This is a genomic window from Flavobacterium microcysteis (assembly GCF_006385255.1).
Taxonomy (GTDB): domain Bacteria; phylum Bacteroidota; class Bacteroidia; order Flavobacteriales; family Flavobacteriaceae; genus Flavobacterium; species Flavobacterium microcysteis.
Window position 1 is genome coordinate 346,438 of the sequence record NZ_VFJE01000056.1, and the last position, 15,961, is coordinate 362,398.

Annotated in this window: 16 protein-coding genes; 4 read left to right on the top strand and 12 right to left on the bottom strand. The window is 36.4% G+C overall.

What is annotated here, in order from left to right; genetic code table 11:
* Positions 1 to 42 precede the first annotated feature (42 nt).
* The 4 genes from FJA49_RS15205 to FJA49_RS15220 all read right to left on the bottom strand — a co-directional run bounded on the left by FJA49_RS15205 (position 43) and on the right by FJA49_RS15220 (position 4,208).
* Positions 43 to 852, bottom strand: a complete 810-nt coding sequence (locus FJA49_RS15205) for a mechanosensitive ion channel family protein (RefSeq protein WP_140001791.1) — start codon at positions 850 to 852, stop codon at positions 43 to 45.
* 96 nt (positions 853 to 948) lie between these two features.
* The gene (locus tag FJA49_RS15210; protein ID WP_140001793.1) at positions 949 to 2,979 is read right to left on the bottom strand and encodes a thioredoxin domain-containing protein; all 2,031 of its coding nucleotides are present in this window, start codon (positions 2,977 to 2,979) and stop codon (positions 949 to 951) included.
* A 72-nt stretch (positions 2,980 to 3,051) separates the two neighbouring features.
* Positions 3,052 to 3,252, bottom strand: a complete 201-nt coding sequence (locus FJA49_RS15215; RefSeq protein WP_140001795.1) for a dodecin family protein — start codon at positions 3,250 to 3,252, stop codon at positions 3,052 to 3,054.
* 56 nt (positions 3,253 to 3,308) lie between these two features.
* On the bottom strand, positions 3,309 to 4,208 hold the full coding sequence (locus FJA49_RS15220; protein WP_140001797.1) for a NifU family protein: 900 nt from the start codon (positions 4,206 to 4,208) through the stop codon (positions 3,309 to 3,311).
* Positions 4,209 to 4,554: 346 nt separating this feature from the next.
* Between FJA49_RS15220 and FJA49_RS15225 the strand changes: the two genes are divergently transcribed.
* Positions 4,555 to 5,547: a PorP/SprF family type IX secretion system membrane protein gene (locus FJA49_RS15225; protein ID WP_140001799.1), complete on the top strand. Its 993-nt coding sequence runs from the start codon at positions 4,555 to 4,557 to the stop codon at positions 5,545 to 5,547.
* Between the two features lie 71 nt (positions 5,548 to 5,618).
* Positions 5,619 to 6,137 carry a gamma carbonic anhydrase family protein gene (locus FJA49_RS15230; RefSeq protein ID WP_140001801.1) on the top strand — a complete coding sequence of 173 codons (519 nt, stop codon included), beginning with the start codon at positions 5,619 to 5,621 and terminating at the stop codon, positions 6,135 to 6,137.
* Between the two features lie 9 nt (positions 6,138 to 6,146).
* On the opposite strand, the gene murI is transcribed toward FJA49_RS15230, so the two are convergent.
* The 8 genes from murI to FJA49_RS15270 all read right to left on the bottom strand — a co-directional run bounded on the left by murI (position 6,147) and on the right by FJA49_RS15270 (position 14,341).
* Entirely contained in the window at positions 6,147 to 6,926 is a 780-nt protein-coding gene (gene murI, locus FJA49_RS15235) for a glutamate racemase (RefSeq protein WP_140001803.1), read from the bottom strand.
* A 66-nt stretch (positions 6,927 to 6,992) separates the two neighbouring features.
* Positions 6,993 to 7,493, bottom strand: a complete 501-nt coding sequence (locus tag FJA49_RS15240; RefSeq protein ID WP_140001805.1) for an OmpH family outer membrane protein — start codon at positions 7,491 to 7,493, stop codon at positions 6,993 to 6,995.
* 30 nt (positions 7,494 to 7,523) lie between these two features.
* Positions 7,524 to 8,579, bottom strand: coding sequence for an OmpH family outer membrane protein (locus FJA49_RS15245; protein WP_140001807.1), 1,056 nt, complete (start codon positions 8,577 to 8,579; stop codon positions 7,524 to 7,526).
* A gap of 44 nt (positions 8,580 to 8,623) precedes the next feature.
* Positions 8,624 to 11,191 carry an outer membrane protein assembly factor BamA gene (bamA, locus tag FJA49_RS15250; RefSeq protein ID WP_140001809.1) on the bottom strand — a complete coding sequence of 856 codons (2,568 nt, stop codon included), beginning with the start codon at positions 11,189 to 11,191 and terminating at the stop codon, positions 8,624 to 8,626.
* 7 nt (positions 11,192 to 11,198) lie between these two features.
* Positions 11,199 to 11,939: an isoprenyl transferase gene (locus FJA49_RS15255; RefSeq protein WP_140001811.1), complete on the bottom strand. Its 741-nt coding sequence runs from the start codon at positions 11,937 to 11,939 to the stop codon at positions 11,199 to 11,201.
* Between the two features lie 3 nt (positions 11,940 to 11,942).
* The gene (gene porG / locus FJA49_RS15260) at positions 11,943 to 12,626 is read right to left on the bottom strand and encodes a type IX secretion system protein PorG (protein ID WP_140001813.1); all 684 of its coding nucleotides are present in this window, start codon (positions 12,624 to 12,626) and stop codon (positions 11,943 to 11,945) included.
* Positions 12,627 to 12,775: 149 nt separating this feature from the next.
* Entirely contained in the window at positions 12,776 to 13,660 is an 885-nt protein-coding gene (locus FJA49_RS15265) for an NAD kinase (RefSeq protein ID WP_140001815.1), read from the bottom strand.
* 21 nt (positions 13,661 to 13,681) lie between these two features.
* A complete protein-coding gene (locus FJA49_RS15270) occupies positions 13,682 to 14,341 on the bottom strand; it encodes a CBS domain-containing protein (RefSeq protein WP_140001817.1) in 660 nt (219 codons plus the stop codon).
* Between the two features lie 104 nt (positions 14,342 to 14,445).
* Between FJA49_RS15270 and FJA49_RS15275 the strand changes: the two genes are divergently transcribed.
* The gene (locus tag FJA49_RS15275; protein ID WP_140001819.1) at positions 14,446 to 15,159 is read left to right on the top strand and encodes a pyridoxine 5'-phosphate synthase; all 714 of its coding nucleotides are present in this window, start codon (positions 14,446 to 14,448) and stop codon (positions 15,157 to 15,159) included.
* 19 nt (positions 15,160 to 15,178) lie between these two features.
* A complete protein-coding gene (locus FJA49_RS15280; protein ID WP_140001821.1) occupies positions 15,179 to 15,943 on the top strand; it encodes an alpha/beta fold hydrolase in 765 nt (254 codons plus the stop codon).
* Positions 15,944 to 15,961 lie beyond the last annotated feature (18 nt).

Genomic DNA, 15,961 nt, shown 5'->3' on the forward strand with positions numbered 1-15,961 from the left:
TTTTAAATTGTTTATTCTAGTTTTTAGTTTTTATTATGATTTTTATGTAGTTGCTTTAATAAATGGATTTTTTTCAATCTTTTCTAATTCGGTCAATATTTGTTCCAGAACATCAGAAGTCATACTTCCATAATTTTCATTCTTTGCCCATGGTCTAGCTACCAAATTTATGCCAGTATCTGTTAAATCACTCACAATTATAGCCGGAGCAGGATTCTTTAACACTTGTGGGTGGTTTTTCATAATCCCGGTTATGGTGTCTTTCACTTGCTTTATATCCGTCTCATAGTTTATTTTGATGACCAGGTCAGCTCTTCTGTTGCTATTCTGAGAATAATTCTTGATTTTGTTGTTTGAAAGTATGCCGTTTGGAATGTAGACTATCTGATTGGAAGCCGTTAGCAGCTTAGTTGTAAAAATCTGAATTTCTAAAACTTTTGCTGTTTCCGCTTGTGCCTCAATTGTATCACCAACCTTAAAAGGTTTGAATAAAATGATAAGGACACCACCTGCAAAATTAGAAAGCGATCCTTGCAATGACAATCCAATGGCCAAACCGGCCGCTCCAAGTATAGCTACAAATGACGATGTTTCAACTCCAAGTTGTGAGATGAATGCAACAAATAGCAATACTCTCAATACCCAAATTAAAATATTTGCTAAGAACGTAGTAAGTGTCGGTTCAAGATTTCGGCTTATCATTATTTTTGTGGCAAGGCGGTTTAAAAGCCTTATTCCCCACAAACCTGCAAAAAGTAATAAGAAAGCGGATACTAGTTTAGGGGAATAATCCACCAAAATTGTAATAATGCGATCTGTAAAAGTTTCTATTTTTTGGGCATCAATCAACATCCTCAGACACGAAATTTTTTAAAGAGTCAAAGCTAATAATTTAAAAAATAAATTTTTGTTAAATTATGAACAATTAATACTTTTTGTTTTGCAATTTTATGAGTTGCGAAGGTTTTTTATACTATTTAGTATAGAAACCATGTCTTCTAACGGTAATCCACAGGTTTTATTTTGGCATAAATAGAATAAATTTTTGCCTTTTTCAAATCGAGCCTTTAAGAAGGGAAGTTCTGAAGGTCTGTGAGTTCCGGCTAAAATAATGTTTGGTAAGTACTCTTTTTGGAGTAATAGTATGTTTTCCAAAGCATTTTCTCCGCAGACAGCAAGTTCCCGATTGGCGTCTGAAAAATTTAAAAAAGCCTGCAGCCAATTTGAAAAAGCAGAAGGATAGTCAATATCAGGCAATATATGGGCAAGCATTTTTTGTGCTACAGTTTCATAATAGGAGTTTTCAAAGTAAATGGCCAACTTGTATAGGTTGTTTGCCATCGTAGAGTTTGAGGCAACAATCACATTGTCTTCTAATTCGTAGTGCTTTGTAATCAGTGCAGTATCTAAATCAGAGGTAAAGGCGAAAAAACCATTAGAGGAATCATAAAAATGATCAAAGCAATAGTCTGTAAGCTGTTTGGAATCCCGAAGCCACTTTTCGTCAAGAGTAACTTCATATAAGGCAATAAAAGCATCGATTACGAAACAGTAATCTTCAAGATAACCGTTGATGGTGTTTTTGCCGTTTTTGTGATTATGAAGAAGATTTCCTTCGGGTGTCCAAAGGTTCTCAATAATAAAGGTGGCATTCTTTAAAGCAATGTTTAGGTATTCTACCGTTCCTAATGCTTTATAAGCATCCACATATCCCTTAAGCATTAATGCATTCCATGAAGTAAGGCATTTGTCGTCCAACCGTGGTTTTTTTCTTTTTTCTCTTGAAATATATAGTAGCTTTTCCCAGTTTTCTTTTTTACTGTGCAATTCGGTACTATCTAAATTAAATTGACGGGCAATTGTTTCCAAGGATTCCGTTTGGATCAGGACATAGTTGCCGTTTTCCCAATGGCCAAAATCATTGATGTTGAAAACAGTACCAAACAGTTCAAAATCTTCTCCTACTATAGTTTTCAATTCTTCCTTTGTCCAGACGTAAAAAGCGCCTTCTTCTAAATGTCCTTCGGTGGTCAGACTATCTGCATCCAATGCTGAAAAGAAACCTCCGTTTGGAGCAGTAAGTTCTTTTGAGATAAAGGATAATGTCTTTTCAATAATCTCTTTATATAAAGGGTTTCGGGTGAGTTTATAAGCTTCAGCATATAAAGAAACCAATTGTCCGTTATCATAGAGCATTTTTTCAAAGTGAGGTACATGCCATTTCATGTCGACAGAATAGCGGGAAAAACCGCCATCAACAGTATCAAACAAACCGCCATAAGCCATTTTGGTAAGCGTCAGGTTTACAAATTCGAATAAATTGCTGTCTTTTTGCTGATAGGCATACCGCAATAGGAAAGAATAATTGCTGGGCATCATGAATTTTGGAGCTCTGGCATATCCTCCAAATTCCCAATCAAAGCTTTTTTTCCATTTTTCAACCAATGCTTCAAGGTTGTCTTGGTTAAAATTATTGACGGTTTCAGGTTGTTGTATAAAACTGATAGCATTAATACCCTGATGTAACTTTTCAGCATAATCCAGCATTTTTTCTGGATTTGCTACATAAAGCTGTTGGAGTTGCTCGAGCGTATCCATCCATTCCTCTTTTCTAAAATAGGTTCCTCCCCAAACAGGCCTGCCATCCGGAAGGCACACTACATTCATAGGCCAACCGCCACGACCAGTCATAATTTGTACGGCTTTCATATACACCGCATCAATATCCGGTCTTTCTTCTCTGTCTACCTTAATATTTATAAAACTTTTGTTCATTACGGCTGCCGCTTCTGAGTCTTCAAAAGTTTCGTGCTCCATGACATGGCACCAATGACAAGCCGAATAGCCAACGCTCACAATGATCATTTGGTTGGTTTCTTTAGCCAGGTCCAATGATTCTTGGTTCCAGGCTTTCCAATGCACCGGATTGTTGGCATGTTGCAGAAGATATGGGCTTGTTTCTTTATGCAGCTCGTTCATAGGGTAGTAGTTTTTAATTATAAAAAAAGCGTCTCGAATTCGAAACGCTTAAATGTAAGATGATTTGAATGCTTATTCCAACTCGAAGGTAAGTTTTAAAGTTACCCTAAATTCCTTAACCGATCCGTTTTGTACCGTAGCGCTTTGGTCCTGGACATAAACCGATTTTATGTTTTTTAAAGTTTTTGATGCTTTGGAAACAGCTTTTTTAGTAGCATCCTCCCAGCTTGTCTCCGAGCTTGAAAGAATCTCAATTACTTTTAATACAGACATAATTTGCTAGTTTTAAATTGTTTATCTTATAAAGATAGCAAATAAATGTCGTTTTGTTAACCGTTTAAAGCTTCTACTTTTATGTCTTCGTCGTTTAGCATGTCTTTCAACATATTCTCGATACCGCTTTTAAGTGTGAATGTTGATGAAGGACATCCGCTGCAAGCACCTTGCAATACAACTTTTACTCGTTTTTCATTTTCATCATAAGAATCAAAAAGAATATTACCTCCATCAGCAGCTACTGCCGGCTTCACATATTCTTCAAGAATGTTGATGATTTGCTGTGAGGTTGTATCCAAATTGTCAAAATTCTCAATTTTCTGCTTTTCAGTTTTCGGATTCAAAGCTGCAATGCTTTCATCAATAACGGTACCGCCATTTTCAATAAACTCTTTAATAAAAGATCGAAGTTCATAAGTGATATCCTGCCATTCTTTTACAGCATATTTCGTTACAGAAATATAGTTTTCGTCAATAAAAACTTCCTTCACATACGGAAACTTGAACAACTCTAATGCTAGGGGAGAAGCAGCAGCTTCATCAATATTTTTGAATTCCATAGCCGTTTTGGTCATCATTCGGCTACCTACAAATTTTTGTACAGATGGATTCGGTGTGCTTTCAGCATAAACCGTTAGAGGCTGTTTTGTTGCCTTCTTCTCTGTAATGGTCAGGATTTGTCCGCCTTTGTTGACAAAGCTTTCAATTTGCTCTGCAACCGCATCTTTTACATCGTCCCATTCTACAATATTATAGCGTTGGATAGCTATAAAATTTCCGGAGATAAAAACCGCTTTTACAAACGGTAAGTAAAATAATTGTTGGGCTAGAGGCGAATCTTTAGCGTCGTCTATGTTTTTGAATTCAAAATTTTCATTTTGTGTAATAAAATCAGGCAATTCAAACTTCAGAATTGTCGGATTTTGGGTCTCTTTTATAGTAACAGTTATCATTGGAATCTTATTTTGAGCAAATTTAACAAAGAAATTTTCGGTGAAATGTTATATTTGGTTTTTTATAGAATAAATTAACAGTTCTTTCGTTTTTGTTTAACACCCAGACATTATTGAGGCGAATTGATTTTTTAAGAGCATTTTAATTTTTTTCTTAAAGTTTCTATAAAAAGTGATTGTAATATTAACGAATTAGTATAGCAACCTAACACAAAAATTTATATATTTGACCGCTACGAAAAATTACTCATTCTTATCAACCTGCGTGTTTAATAAGGTAATCTAGGAATAGCAATTTTTTTTAATTAATAATTAAGAGCGTTTTTCATTAATAAAGATAGACCCCATGAATTTTAAAAAGAGGTATTTAGCATTATTATTGTTATTGTCACAAATATCGTTTTCACAAGAAGGAATTGCCGTTTATTCAGATTACTTATCCGATAATTATTATTTGATTCACCCATCTATGGCGGGTGCTGCAAATTGTGCTAAAGTACGTTTAACAGCTCGTCAGCAATGGTTTGGTCAGGATGATGCCCCTGCTTTGCAGACTTTGAGTTTTAACGGAAGAATAGGAGAACAGTCAGGTGTGGGTATCATACTTTTTAATGACAAAAATGGTTACCATTCACAAGTAGGAGGGAAAGTTACTTATGCCCACCATATCATGTTTTCAAGAGGCGATTATGATCTAAACCAGTTGTCGTTTGGTATGAGTGCCGGTTTGGTACAAAGTAAATTAGACGAATCAGAATTTGAAGGATTCGACCCTATTGTAGTAGGAGGAGTTTATCAAAAAGATTCTTATTTCAATGTTGACTTTGGAGCTTCCTATAATTATTTGGATTTTTACGCTCACTTTACTGTGAAAAATGCGATTGCAAATATCAGAAGAGAAATCTACACAGATTACGAATCAGATAACTTAAGAAAATATTTGTTCAGTGCCGGATATGTTTTTGGTGATCCGGACAGACTTCAATGGGAGCCTTCTTTCTTGTTCCAATATGTTGATGAAACTAAAGAAAAGTCAATCGACATAAACTTAAAAGTATACAAAGATTTAGATTTTGGAAAACTTTGGGGTGGTTTGTCTTATAGAAGAAGCTTTGACGGAGCACAATACCTTGATGGTAACAGTGTTTCTGATCAGAAATTACAATACATTACTCCAATCGTAGGCTTAAATTATAAAAACTTTATGGTTGCTTACACCTATTCTCAGCTGACAGGTAACGTAAAGTTTGATAACGGTGGTTTCCACCAAATCACTTTAGGTCTGAATTTATTCTGCAAAAGAGAAAAATGGGATTGTAATTGTCCTGCTGTTAATTAATTATTTTAAAGTTGATATTAATTCTGTCCCGATAATCGCAGCGCCTTTATCGGGACTCTTTTTTATATTCTATGCTAATAAAAACTGTAAATGGCAAAAGCCCTTCGATTCCTGAAGATTGCTATGTTGCCGAAAATGCGACTATCATTGGAGATGTAACTTTTGGTGCTTCCTGCAGCGTTTGGTTTAACGCTGTGATTCGTGGTGATGTGCATTATATTAAGATTGGAAATAAAGTAAACATCCAGGATGGAGCCGTTATACATTGTACCTATCAAAAACATCCGACCGAAATTGGAAATAATGTATCAATAGGGCACAATGCTATCGTACATGGCTGTAAGGTTCATGATAATGTATTGATAGGAATGGGAGCAATCGTAATGGATAATTGCGTTATTGAAAGCAATTCTATTGTTGCGGCCGGAGCGGTAGTCACGCAGAATACAGTTGTTGAGTCTGGAACTATATATGCAGGTGTTCCGGCCAAGAAAGTAAAAGATATTAATAAGTCCGATTTCGCAGGCGAAATTGAACGCATCTCCAATAACTACGTTATGTATTCCGGCTGGCTAAAAGACGAGGAATAGTTTTAAGATTTAAAAATCTTTTTGGACAACAGTATATTGGCTCCCCAAAATAGTTTGCAGGACTTTTGGGTCTGAATTGGTGTAGAACAGTGTGCTGTGTTCACCAGTAGCTGTATTAAGTCCGATTTTTTCTTCAAGCACTTTGTGCGTCTGTCTGGCCACAGCTTCACCAGAATCGATGATTTTGATGTGTGGTGGCAGGATTTCCTTGATTTGAGGAATCAGGTAAGGATAATGGCTGCAACCCAGAACTAGGTAATCGATATTGGCTTCAATCATCGGGGTTAAATAGGTCTTTAGAAGCGAAGTCATTTCTTCGGAATACATTTCACCATCTTCAATCAGTTTGACTAAATTATAGCCCACCTGTTCAATGATATTGGTTTCTTGGAATTGTTCGGTAGCTTTATTGAAAAGCTCGCTGTTAAGCGTTCCTTTGGTGGCTAAGATGCCAATAGTTTGTGTTCGGGAGTTATTGGCTGCCGGTTTGATGGCTGGTTCAATTCCAATAAAAGGAACATCATATTTGGCTCTTAATTCTTTAATTGCATTTGTGGTGGCCGTATTGCAAGCTACCACAATAATCTTGGCGTTCTGATTTAAGAGGTACTCGGTATTTTTAATGCTTAATGCAATAATCTCATCTTTTGTTCTTTGGCCATAAGGCGCATTTCTGCTATCGGCCAGATAGATAGTGTTTTCGTTTGGCATCAATTGATGGATTTCTTTCCAGATAGATGTGCCGCCTATTCCGGAGTCAAAAAGTCCTATTGGGTTTGTATTTGTCATAGAAACAAAAGTAAAAAAAAACTGCTCAATAAATTTGAGCAGTTTCTAAAATATTTGGTTTTTTGATTAGAACCCAAGTTCTTTCTTTACATCAGCAGTAATGTTTGGTCCGTCAGCAAGTAAAATCATAGCTGAATCCAAAACATATTGGTATCCTTTAGCTTTTCCTACTTTTTGGATAGCTGCTTTGATTTTTTCTTGGATAGGCTTGAATAAATCCTGCTCTTTTTGCTGTAATTCTTTTTGAGCATTTTCGCCGTAATCTCTGATTCTTTTTTGCATGTCCTGAATCTCAACAGCTCTGTCTTGATTTACTTTCTCAGAAACTGTACTTGATTCCGCATCATATTTTTTTAGTTTGGCTTGGTATTCATCAACCATCGTTTTGTAATCAGCATTGTAAGTCTGGTTCAATTTCTCAAGTTGCTTTTGCCCTTCTAACATTGCAGGCATCTTAGCCATAATTTCACTAACGTCAACATGTGCAGTCTTTGCTTGGGCATTCATAGTTTGACTTACACCAATGAAAAGCGCTGCGGCGATTAGTAAAGTTTTCAGTTGTTTCATCATTTTAAAGTATTAAATATTAATTTAGTTTTAGTTCCCTTTGTCGTTTTCTTCAGAGGTTTTCTTTTCTTCTTTTTCTTTCTTAGCTGCTTCTCTTTCTTTTCTTTTTTCTTCAAGAGCTTTTTTGCGCTCGTCTAATTTTCTCTGTCTTTCTTCAGCAGCGTCTTTTTTAACCTGTTCCATTTTTGCTTTCTTTTCTTCAGCAGTTTGTCCGGCAGGTTTCTTTTCTTCTGTTTTATCTTTTTCTCCTTCTTTTACGTCAGAAGCGGTTGCTTTATCAGCAGCAGGCTTTTCTTCTTTTTTAGAATCGTCTGCTTTTGTTTTTGCTGCATTTCTTTTTTCTTCTCTTTCTGCTAACAGCTGCGCTCTTTTTTCTTCAAAAGCTTTTCTTTTTTCTTCAGCGGCAGTCTTTCTGTCCTCAAGCATTTTTTCTCTGGCCGCTTTTTTGTCGTCCAATACTTTTTGTCTTTCAGCTAATTCAGGATTAGCATCAACCATGTCCTGTTTGCGTTCTTTTTCAGCTTCTTCTTTCAGCTGTTTTTTGCTTAACTGCTCTCTTTTTTCGGCTCTTGTCAGTTGTCGTACTACAAGGTCGCTAATGTTATGTCTTTGCGCTCCAAACAACATTGTAAGATCAGATGATTTGTCAAAAATAAAATCATACTTTTTGGTCTCTGCAATATCCTGAACAATAGTAAAAACCTGATCTTGGATTGGTTTTACCAAAACAGCTTTTTGTGTGATCAGGTCACCAGTAGATCCAAATCTTTTTTGTTGGAAATCTAATAATTCATTTTCAAGAAATGAGATTTCTTCTTCTCTTTCTTCAATAAGCTCTTTTGTCAATAAAACTCTTTCTGTTTTAAGGTTCTCTTTCAGCTTATTGATTTCATTTCTTTTTACTTCAGCTTCTTGCTTCCATTTCTGAGCTTTCAGCTCAAGCTGGTTTTTTGCCTCAGCATAGTCAGGAACTTTTTCTAAAATATATTCCATGTCTATGTATCCAATACGAATACCTCGTGTCTGCGCATTAATGGCAGTTGAAAAAGAAGCTACTAGCAGTAGTATAAAAAAATGTTTTCTCATATTCTTAATGTTATATTAGAAAATATCGTGCCAAATTTAAGTTTTTAAAACTGTTGTCCAATAATGAAATGCGTTTCCCATCCATTTTTTTCGGTACCGCCAGGAACTGGATCAAATCCGTGACCAAAGTCGATACCTAATAATCCGAATGCTGGCATAAATACTCTCAGACCAAAACCTGCGGAACGTTGTAATACAAACGGATTATAATCTCTAAAATTGTCATAGGCTGCTCCGGCTTCAAGGAAAGTCAAAGCATAAATTGACGCAGCTCCTTTCAATGTGATTGGATATCTCAATTCTAATGAGAACTTATTATAAATTGTTGCTCCGTTTTGGTTTCCTTTATTATCCAATGGTGTCAGAGATTGGTTAGGATAACCTCTCAACTGTATTACCTCACGACCGTCTAATGAATAGTTCGCTAAACCGTCTCCACCAAGGAAGAATCTTTCGAAAGGAACCAGACCTCTGTCATTATTATAAGCTCCTAAGTAACCGAATTCACCCAATGAACGAAGTACGAATTTACCATAAATTTTTGTATACCAATCAGCTTTGAATTTAATTTTATAGTATTCCAGCCAATTAAATTTCTTTTGGTCGATTTTTGATTGGTCCGCAACTATGTTTCCATCGGTGTCTGTTGTTTGATAATTCGGATCATTTTTTAAGTTCGCATAATCAACTCCATTGAAAAGTGAGTATGGTAAAGTGAATTTTGCACTAATGCTAAATTCTGAACCAAAAGTTGGGAAGATAGGGTCAATACCTCGGCTATCTCTTCTTAATCCAATAGTGTACGCCAGGTTTCGTGAATTTCCATTTCCGAATGTAAATAACCCGGTGTTGTAATTGTTCAGGTCGTAGTACTGGAAGCTGATTCCTTGTGAAAGGATAAAGTAGTCATCCGGTACATTAAGTTTCTTAGCAATACCTACCGATATAGATGTGATGTTAAAACTCTTGTCTCTGTCAACATTACTAGTTCTTCCGGTATACAAAAACTGCTTACTATGTGAGATAGATCCAGAGAATTGTACTGGTTTTTTTCCGCCAAGCCATGGTTCTGTGAAAGAAAGGCTATAGGTTTGGAAATAAGAACTTCCTTGAAGTCGTAAGGCCAATTTCTGTCCGTCTCCCATTGGAAGCGGAGTATATGCGTCTTTTTTGAAAATATTTTTGATAGAGAAGTTGTTAAAAGAAAGACCTAGGGTTCCAATGAAACCGCCACCGCCGTAACCTCCTTGAAGCTCAATCTGGCTGGATCCTTTTTCAACAACATTGTATTCGATGTCGACTGTACCAGCTGCCGGATCTACGTTTTTGAATTTTGGCTCTAATGCCTGAGGGTCAAAGAATCCTAATTGTCCAAGTTCACGAAGCGTTCTCATCAAAAGCTCCTTGCTGTATTTTTGTCCCGGAAGCGTTCTTAATTCACGATAGATTACCTTGTCGTTAGTTTTGTCGTTTCCTACTACAGTAATCTTGTTGAAATAAGCCATTGGACCTTCCATGATTCTGATTTCGAAATCGATGGTATCGTTGGCTGTTTTTACTTCTACCGCATTTACGGTTGAGAATAAATAACCACTGTTTTGGTACAAGTTTTTGATGTCGTTTCCGTCAGGTTTTGTCTTGTCTTCAATTCTTTTTTGCAACAATACACCATTGTATGTATCTCCTTTTTTGATACCCAACATTTTGGTCAAACCTTGATCAGAATATACAGAGTTTCCTAGGAATTTGATGTTTCCGAAGTAGTACTTGTTACCTTCTTCGACTTTTAGTTTGATGTCAACTGTATTTTTGTCTTTGTTGTAAGTGATAGAGTCAGAAACGACACGTGCATCGCGATATCCTTTTTCTTTGTAAGCGGATACGATATTTTCTAAATCTTCATTATATTTTTCCTTAATATACTTCGAGCCTTTCCAGAAACGTAACGGGAATCTCGTTTTGGTATTTTTCATTGCCTTTCTGATTTTTCCATCAGAAAATTTCTCATTGCCGTCAACAACAATAGAGCTTACTTTTACTTTCTTGCCTTTGTCAATGTTGATGAGCATTTTCACCTCATTTCCGGCTGTAGTATCTGGATAAGTGTTAATAACAACTTTAGTGTTATAAAACCCGTCTTTTTTGTATTTGTTTTCGATGTAGTTTTTGGTAGTAGTGATAAGGTTTTCATTGACAATCTTGCCTTTTGTTAGCGAATTGTCTTTGATAAGTCCTTCTACCTTAGATTTTTTTACACCGTTGATTTTTACTTCGCTAAGTTTTGGTAACTCGCTGATATGCATGTCGATAAAAATACTATCGCCATCAATTCGGTTGATATAGGTGTCAATTTCGTTGAATAATCCCAGCTTCCATAATTTTTTTATGGCGCTACTGATTTCTTCACCAGGGACTGTGATTTTTTGGCCTTTTTCAAGACCTGCAAATGTAACAACTGTTTGTTCGTTATAGCTGATTTTTCCGATGACACTTACACCGGCTAGGATATATTCTCTTCCTTGATCAAATGGTACTCTCTCTTGGGCTTTTGCTTGGAAAATATTTCCTAAAACTAATACGGTTAAGAATAGTTTAATGCTTTTATCTAACATTAAAATTTTATTTAATTTGTTCACTTGTTTTTCCAAATCTACGTTCTCTTTTTTGATAGCTAATTATAGCTTCATACAAATCTTTTTCCCTAAAGTCAGGCCACAATACTTCTGTAAAGTATAATTCTGCATAAGCTATCTGCCAAAGTAAGAAATTGCTGATTCTATGTTCGCCACTGGTTCTTATTAATAAATCAACGTCTGGTAAATTTTGCGTGTAAAGATGCTGATTAATAATTGATTCGTCAATAGCGTCTGTTGAAATTATATTATTTTTAACTTTAGTGCTAATACTCTTTACTGCTGAGATGATTTCCTCACGGGAACCGTAGCTTAGCGCAAGAGTTAGCGTCATTCTGTTGTTGTCTTTTGTTTTAGAAATTACCTGTGATAATTCTTTTTGGGCAGAAGCTGGCAATTTTTCAAAATTACCTATAATGTTGAGCTTTATGTTGTTTTCGGTAAGCGTTTTAAGCTCATTTTTTAACGAGTTTATAAGAAGCTTCATCAGAGTGTCGACTTCTAGCTTTGGACGGTTCCAGTTTTCAGTAGAAAAAGCGTAGAGCGTGAGGTTTTCAATGCCTAACTTAGCACAAGTCTCTACAGTAGTCCTTACGGCTTTGGTACCGTTTTCGTGACCAAAGGCTCTGAGCATGCCTTTTTGTTTAGCCCAACGGCCATTGCCATCCATAATGATGGCCAGGTGCTTTGGGAGATTGTCTTTGTTTATAGTGTTAAGTATGTCCATTCGTTATTCTGCACAGTAGCAAGGCTTGTTTCCAAAGGTATACGTTAGTGTGAAACCTGTAAAAACATACCAATCTTTGCTGTTTAAATTTCCAAATCGCAATGATTCAAAGCTGTTGTTCTTTGGGTTACTTCCATCCAGATTATCTGTAAAAGTATATCGCGCCCCGGCTTCAAATCCTAAAATCAGTTTTTCCGCAATTCTAGTCTTTATGCCGACTGTCATTGGTATTGCAAAACTGCTTTTATTGTCATCTTCCTCATACTGGTTATTCCTATGGTATAATTCTGTATAACCAAAATAACTTATACCAGAATATACATAAGGCGTCAGCAAAAAGCCCGATTCATGCAAATTAAAATCAAAAAAATTGAATTCAAGGCCTAAAGATAATTCTTTTACACTATTTTCAAAGTTTAATCCTCTTTGTTTTCTGGCTTGAGAGTCGGAATCGTGATCGTTGGATGTTATTTTTCCCTGCGTATAAGAAATTCTCCAGGAATGTCTCGGACTTTTATTCCATTTATAAAGTATTCCAAAGGCAAATTCATTGGGCTTGACATAGTTTGTCGGACCCACGTCTCCTATGTAGTTGTTACCGCCGGCAAAAATTCCAATTTCATGGATTTGGGCATTGGTAACGGCATAACTTAAAATGCAGAACAAAGTGATTATTATCCGATTCATTTATTAAAAAATAAGGGTGCAAATATAATAATTATGAGCACTTATCAACTGTCTAATAATTAAATATCCTTAATTTTAGACAAATGATAGGCTTTTCGATTTAAAGTAAACGAAACTTATGTGCTGATAGTATAAGAAGAAAAGGATTTTTAGTTTCTCTTGTCCTCGCCCCAAAGCAATTTTGTACGTAATGTTTTTAGGAAACTTTTTTCAGGAAGCTCGACCATATTGATCTGGAACGGTGTCTTTTTTATGGTCAGGACCGTCTTGTTACTTATAGAGGCTACTCTTGAATCCAACGAAACAAGATAGTGTTCTTCTCTGCCAGAAACTTTTAATTTGATTTCAACATTGTCAGGAATCACAAAAGGTCTTGCGTTCAAATTATGGGGTGCGATAGGCGTAATTACAAAACTTTCAACTGCAGGCATTAAGATTGGACCGCCACAGCTTAAGGAATATCCGGTTGAGCCTGTAGGCGTTGAAATGATAAGGCCGTCCGCCCAATATGAATTTAGATACTCGTCGTTCAGGTAGGTCTCAATCGTGATCATCGAGGTGGTGTCTTTCCTGTTGACGGAAATCTCATTCATCGCAAAATTCAGGTTTTCGGTTCCGGGAATTTTTTCGGTACTTTCAAGACTGAGTAAAGTTCGGGGTGATAGGGTATAGTTTTTATCAATAATATACCGCATCAGTTCATCAATATTTTCTTTTTGGACCGTCGCTAAAAAGCCAAGTCTTCCGGCGTTAATCCCTAAGATTGGAATTCCGGAATCTCTTACCAGCGTAGCGGCACGTAAAATTGTCCCGTCTCCGCCAATACTTACCAAAATGTCGACATTTCTGTCTAGATCATCATAATCATGAAAAGTATTGTATTCCTTTTTAATGATATCTTTCTCATATAAGATTGCCAGAAACTCGTCTTGGATGACCAACTCTACGTTGTTTTTGTTGAAGAACACAAAAATGTCGCGTATGATTGGTTCTGTGCTATTTTGATAATATTGACCGTAAATCGCTACTTTCATTTCTGATAATCTGTGTTTGGGTTATATGTTTAAATATTTGTCCAGGTAATCTGAGCGTTCTTTCAGGGCATTTAGGTAGTTGTCTTCCTGGTGCTCAGAAATAATTTCATAATTATAACGTCTGAAGGTCTGGATGATATCATTCATAGAACCTAAAGTGATCTTTATGGTAACCTGGATTTTATCGGCTTCGGCATTCGAAACAAACATGCCAAGTAGTTTTCCGTTATTGCTTTCAACAATTTGCGAAATCTGGCTCATGGAATAATCGTTGATATTTTTTTCGACTATGATAATTCCTCCCATTTCTTTTAGGAAAGGAGTTTCATGGAAAAATTTGATAATATCCGTAATGTCGTAGTAGCCAATATAGTTGTTTTTTTCGTCCAGGACAGGAACGATGCCGGTATGGTTTCTGGCGAAAACTTCTAATAGATCCAACCAGATCATATTTTTTCGAGCATAAAATCCTTCCAGGGTATAACGATAATCCGATATTTTTTTCTCAGCATCAAAAGTTTCTACATCATCTCCTGAAATACTACCAATGTAAATGCCGTTTTCCAAAACTGGAAAATGCGAAAAGGGTAGGTCAGCAAAAAAATCCTGAACTGATTCGATAGTGTCGTCTACAGCTATCGCCTTGATGTCGTTATTGATGTAATCTGTAATTTCAGTCATGGCCCAATGTCAATAATCGTTGCAAAATAATCAAAAAATAGCACAAAACACCGTGTTTAACTTTGTATTTTTGTATTTAATAATTTTATACAAAAAGCATTCCAATGACAAAATTAAGCGTAAACATAAATAAAATAGCTACTTTAAGAAATGCCCGAGGTGGCAATGTTCCTGATTTGTTGCAAGTTGCTAAAGATATACAGCGTTTTGGGGGAGAAGGAATCACGATTCATCCAAGACCCGACGAACGTCATATTCGATATCAGGATGCGCGTGATCTGAAGCCGATAGTTTATACAGAATATAATATTGAAGGAAATCCGGAGCCGAAGTTTATTGACCTGGTATTGGAAGTAAAGCCTACACAAGTGACTCTTGTGCCGGATGCCGTAGATGCAATTACTTCTAATGCAGGCTGGAATACGGTTAAGCATCAGGATTATCTGAAAGAGATTATCCAAGAATTTCAAAGAAACGGAATCAGGACTTCTATTTTTGTGGATCCGGTACTTGAAATGATCGAAGGTGCTAAAGAAACCGGCACTGAAAGAATTGAATTGTATACAGAAGCTTTTGCTCACCAGTATGGGCTAGGGAATAAGGACGGCATATTGCCTTATGTTGAAGCGGCAAAACTGGCAAACGAATTGAATTTAGGGATCAATGCGGGTCATGACCTAAGTTTGGATAATATGCAGTTCTTCAAACAAAATATTCCTAACCTTCTCGAAGTTTCTATTGGGCATGCCTTGATTTCTGAAGCTATTTATTTAGGGCTCGAGAATGTAGTCAATATGTATCTCCAAAGATTGAAATAACCCGATAAAAAAACAGATTATGTTGTATTCAAGAATTGAAGGCGAGGGAAAGCCATTGCTTATTCTTCACGGTTTTTTGGGAATGTCAGATAACTGGAAGACGTTTGCGGGGCAAATAGCGGCTGAGGGATTCCAATTGCATATTTTAGATCTCCGCAATCATGGAAGGAGTTTTCATTCGGATGTGTTTACGTATGAAGCGATGGTTAAGGATGTATTTGAATATTGCGAAGAACAAGGCTTGGATAAGGTTTCGATTTTAGGTCATTCTATGGGAGGCAAAGTAGCAATGTTTTTTGCAACAACCTATCCGGAGAAAGTCGAAAAATTGATAGTGGCAGATATTGGCCCTAAATATTACAGACCGCACCACCAGGATATTTTGGCAGGATTAAATGCCGTGGATTTATCGCAGAAACCCGATCGTTCTCAGGTTGAAGAAATCCTGAAAGAGTATGTCTCGGATTTTGGAACGCGCCAGTTTTTAATGAAAAGCCTGTATTGGATTGAACCAGGACAGTTGGCTTTCCGTTTTAATCTTCCGGTTTTTAATGAGCAAATTGATAATATAGGAAAAGCGCTTCCGGATAATGCTCTATTTGAAAAACCAACCTTGTTTTTAAGAGGTGGAAATTCAAATTACATCAAAGATGAAGATTTTGAAACGATACGACACCATTTCCCAAATTCGGAAATTAAGACGATAGCTAATGCAGGACATTGGCTCCATGCCGAAAATCCTAAAGATTTTTATAGCGAATCGATTCAGTACCTGTTAAAATAAAAAAAATCCCTTTCTGAA

Coding starts and splice junctions, on each gene's coding strand:
- murI (WP_140001803.1), bottom strand. CDS start 6,926: ATGACAAATACAAACCCAATAGGACTTTTTGACTCCGGAATAGGCGGC.
- FJA49_RS15230 (WP_140001801.1), top strand. CDS start 5,619: ATGCTAATAAAAACTGTAAATGGCAAAAGCCCTTCGATTCCTGAAGAT.
- FJA49_RS15240 (WP_140001805.1), bottom strand. CDS start 7,493: ATGAAACAACTGAAAACTTTACTAATCGCCGCAGCGCTTTTCATTGGT.
- FJA49_RS15210 (WP_140001793.1), bottom strand. CDS start 2,979: ATGAACGAGCTGCATAAAGAAACAAGCCCATATCTTCTGCAACATGCC.
- FJA49_RS15270 (WP_140001817.1), bottom strand. CDS start 14,341: ATGACTGAAATTACAGATTACATCAATAACGACATCAAGGCGATAGCT.
- FJA49_RS15215 (WP_140001795.1), bottom strand. CDS start 3,252: ATGTCTGTATTAAAAGTAATTGAGATTCTTTCAAGCTCGGAGACAAGC.
- FJA49_RS15220 (WP_140001797.1), bottom strand. CDS start 4,208: ATGATAACTGTTACTATAAAAGAGACCCAAAATCCGACAATTCTGAAG.
- FJA49_RS15225 (WP_140001799.1), top strand. CDS start 4,555: ATGAATTTTAAAAAGAGGTATTTAGCATTATTATTGTTATTGTCACAA.
- FJA49_RS15255 (WP_140001811.1), bottom strand. CDS start 11,939: ATGGACATACTTAACACTATAAACAAAGACAATCTCCCAAAGCACCTG.
- bamA (WP_140001809.1), bottom strand. CDS start 11,191: ATGTTAGATAAAAGCATTAAACTATTCTTAACCGTATTAGTTTTAGGA.
- porG (WP_140001813.1), bottom strand. CDS start 12,626: ATGAATCGGATAATAATCACTTTGTTCTGCATTTTAAGTTATGCCGTT.
- FJA49_RS15205 (WP_140001791.1), bottom strand. CDS start 852: ATGTTGATTGATGCCCAAAAAATAGAAACTTTTACAGATCGCATTATT.
- FJA49_RS15275 (WP_140001819.1), top strand. CDS start 14,446: ATGACAAAATTAAGCGTAAACATAAATAAAATAGCTACTTTAAGAAAT.
- FJA49_RS15245 (WP_140001807.1), bottom strand. CDS start 8,579: ATGAGAAAACATTTTTTTATACTACTGCTAGTAGCTTCTTTTTCAACT.
- FJA49_RS15265 (WP_140001815.1), bottom strand. CDS start 13,660: ATGAAAGTAGCGATTTACGGTCAATATTATCAAAATAGCACAGAACCA.
- FJA49_RS15280 (WP_140001821.1), top strand. CDS start 15,179: ATGTTGTATTCAAGAATTGAAGGCGAGGGAAAGCCATTGCTTATTCTT.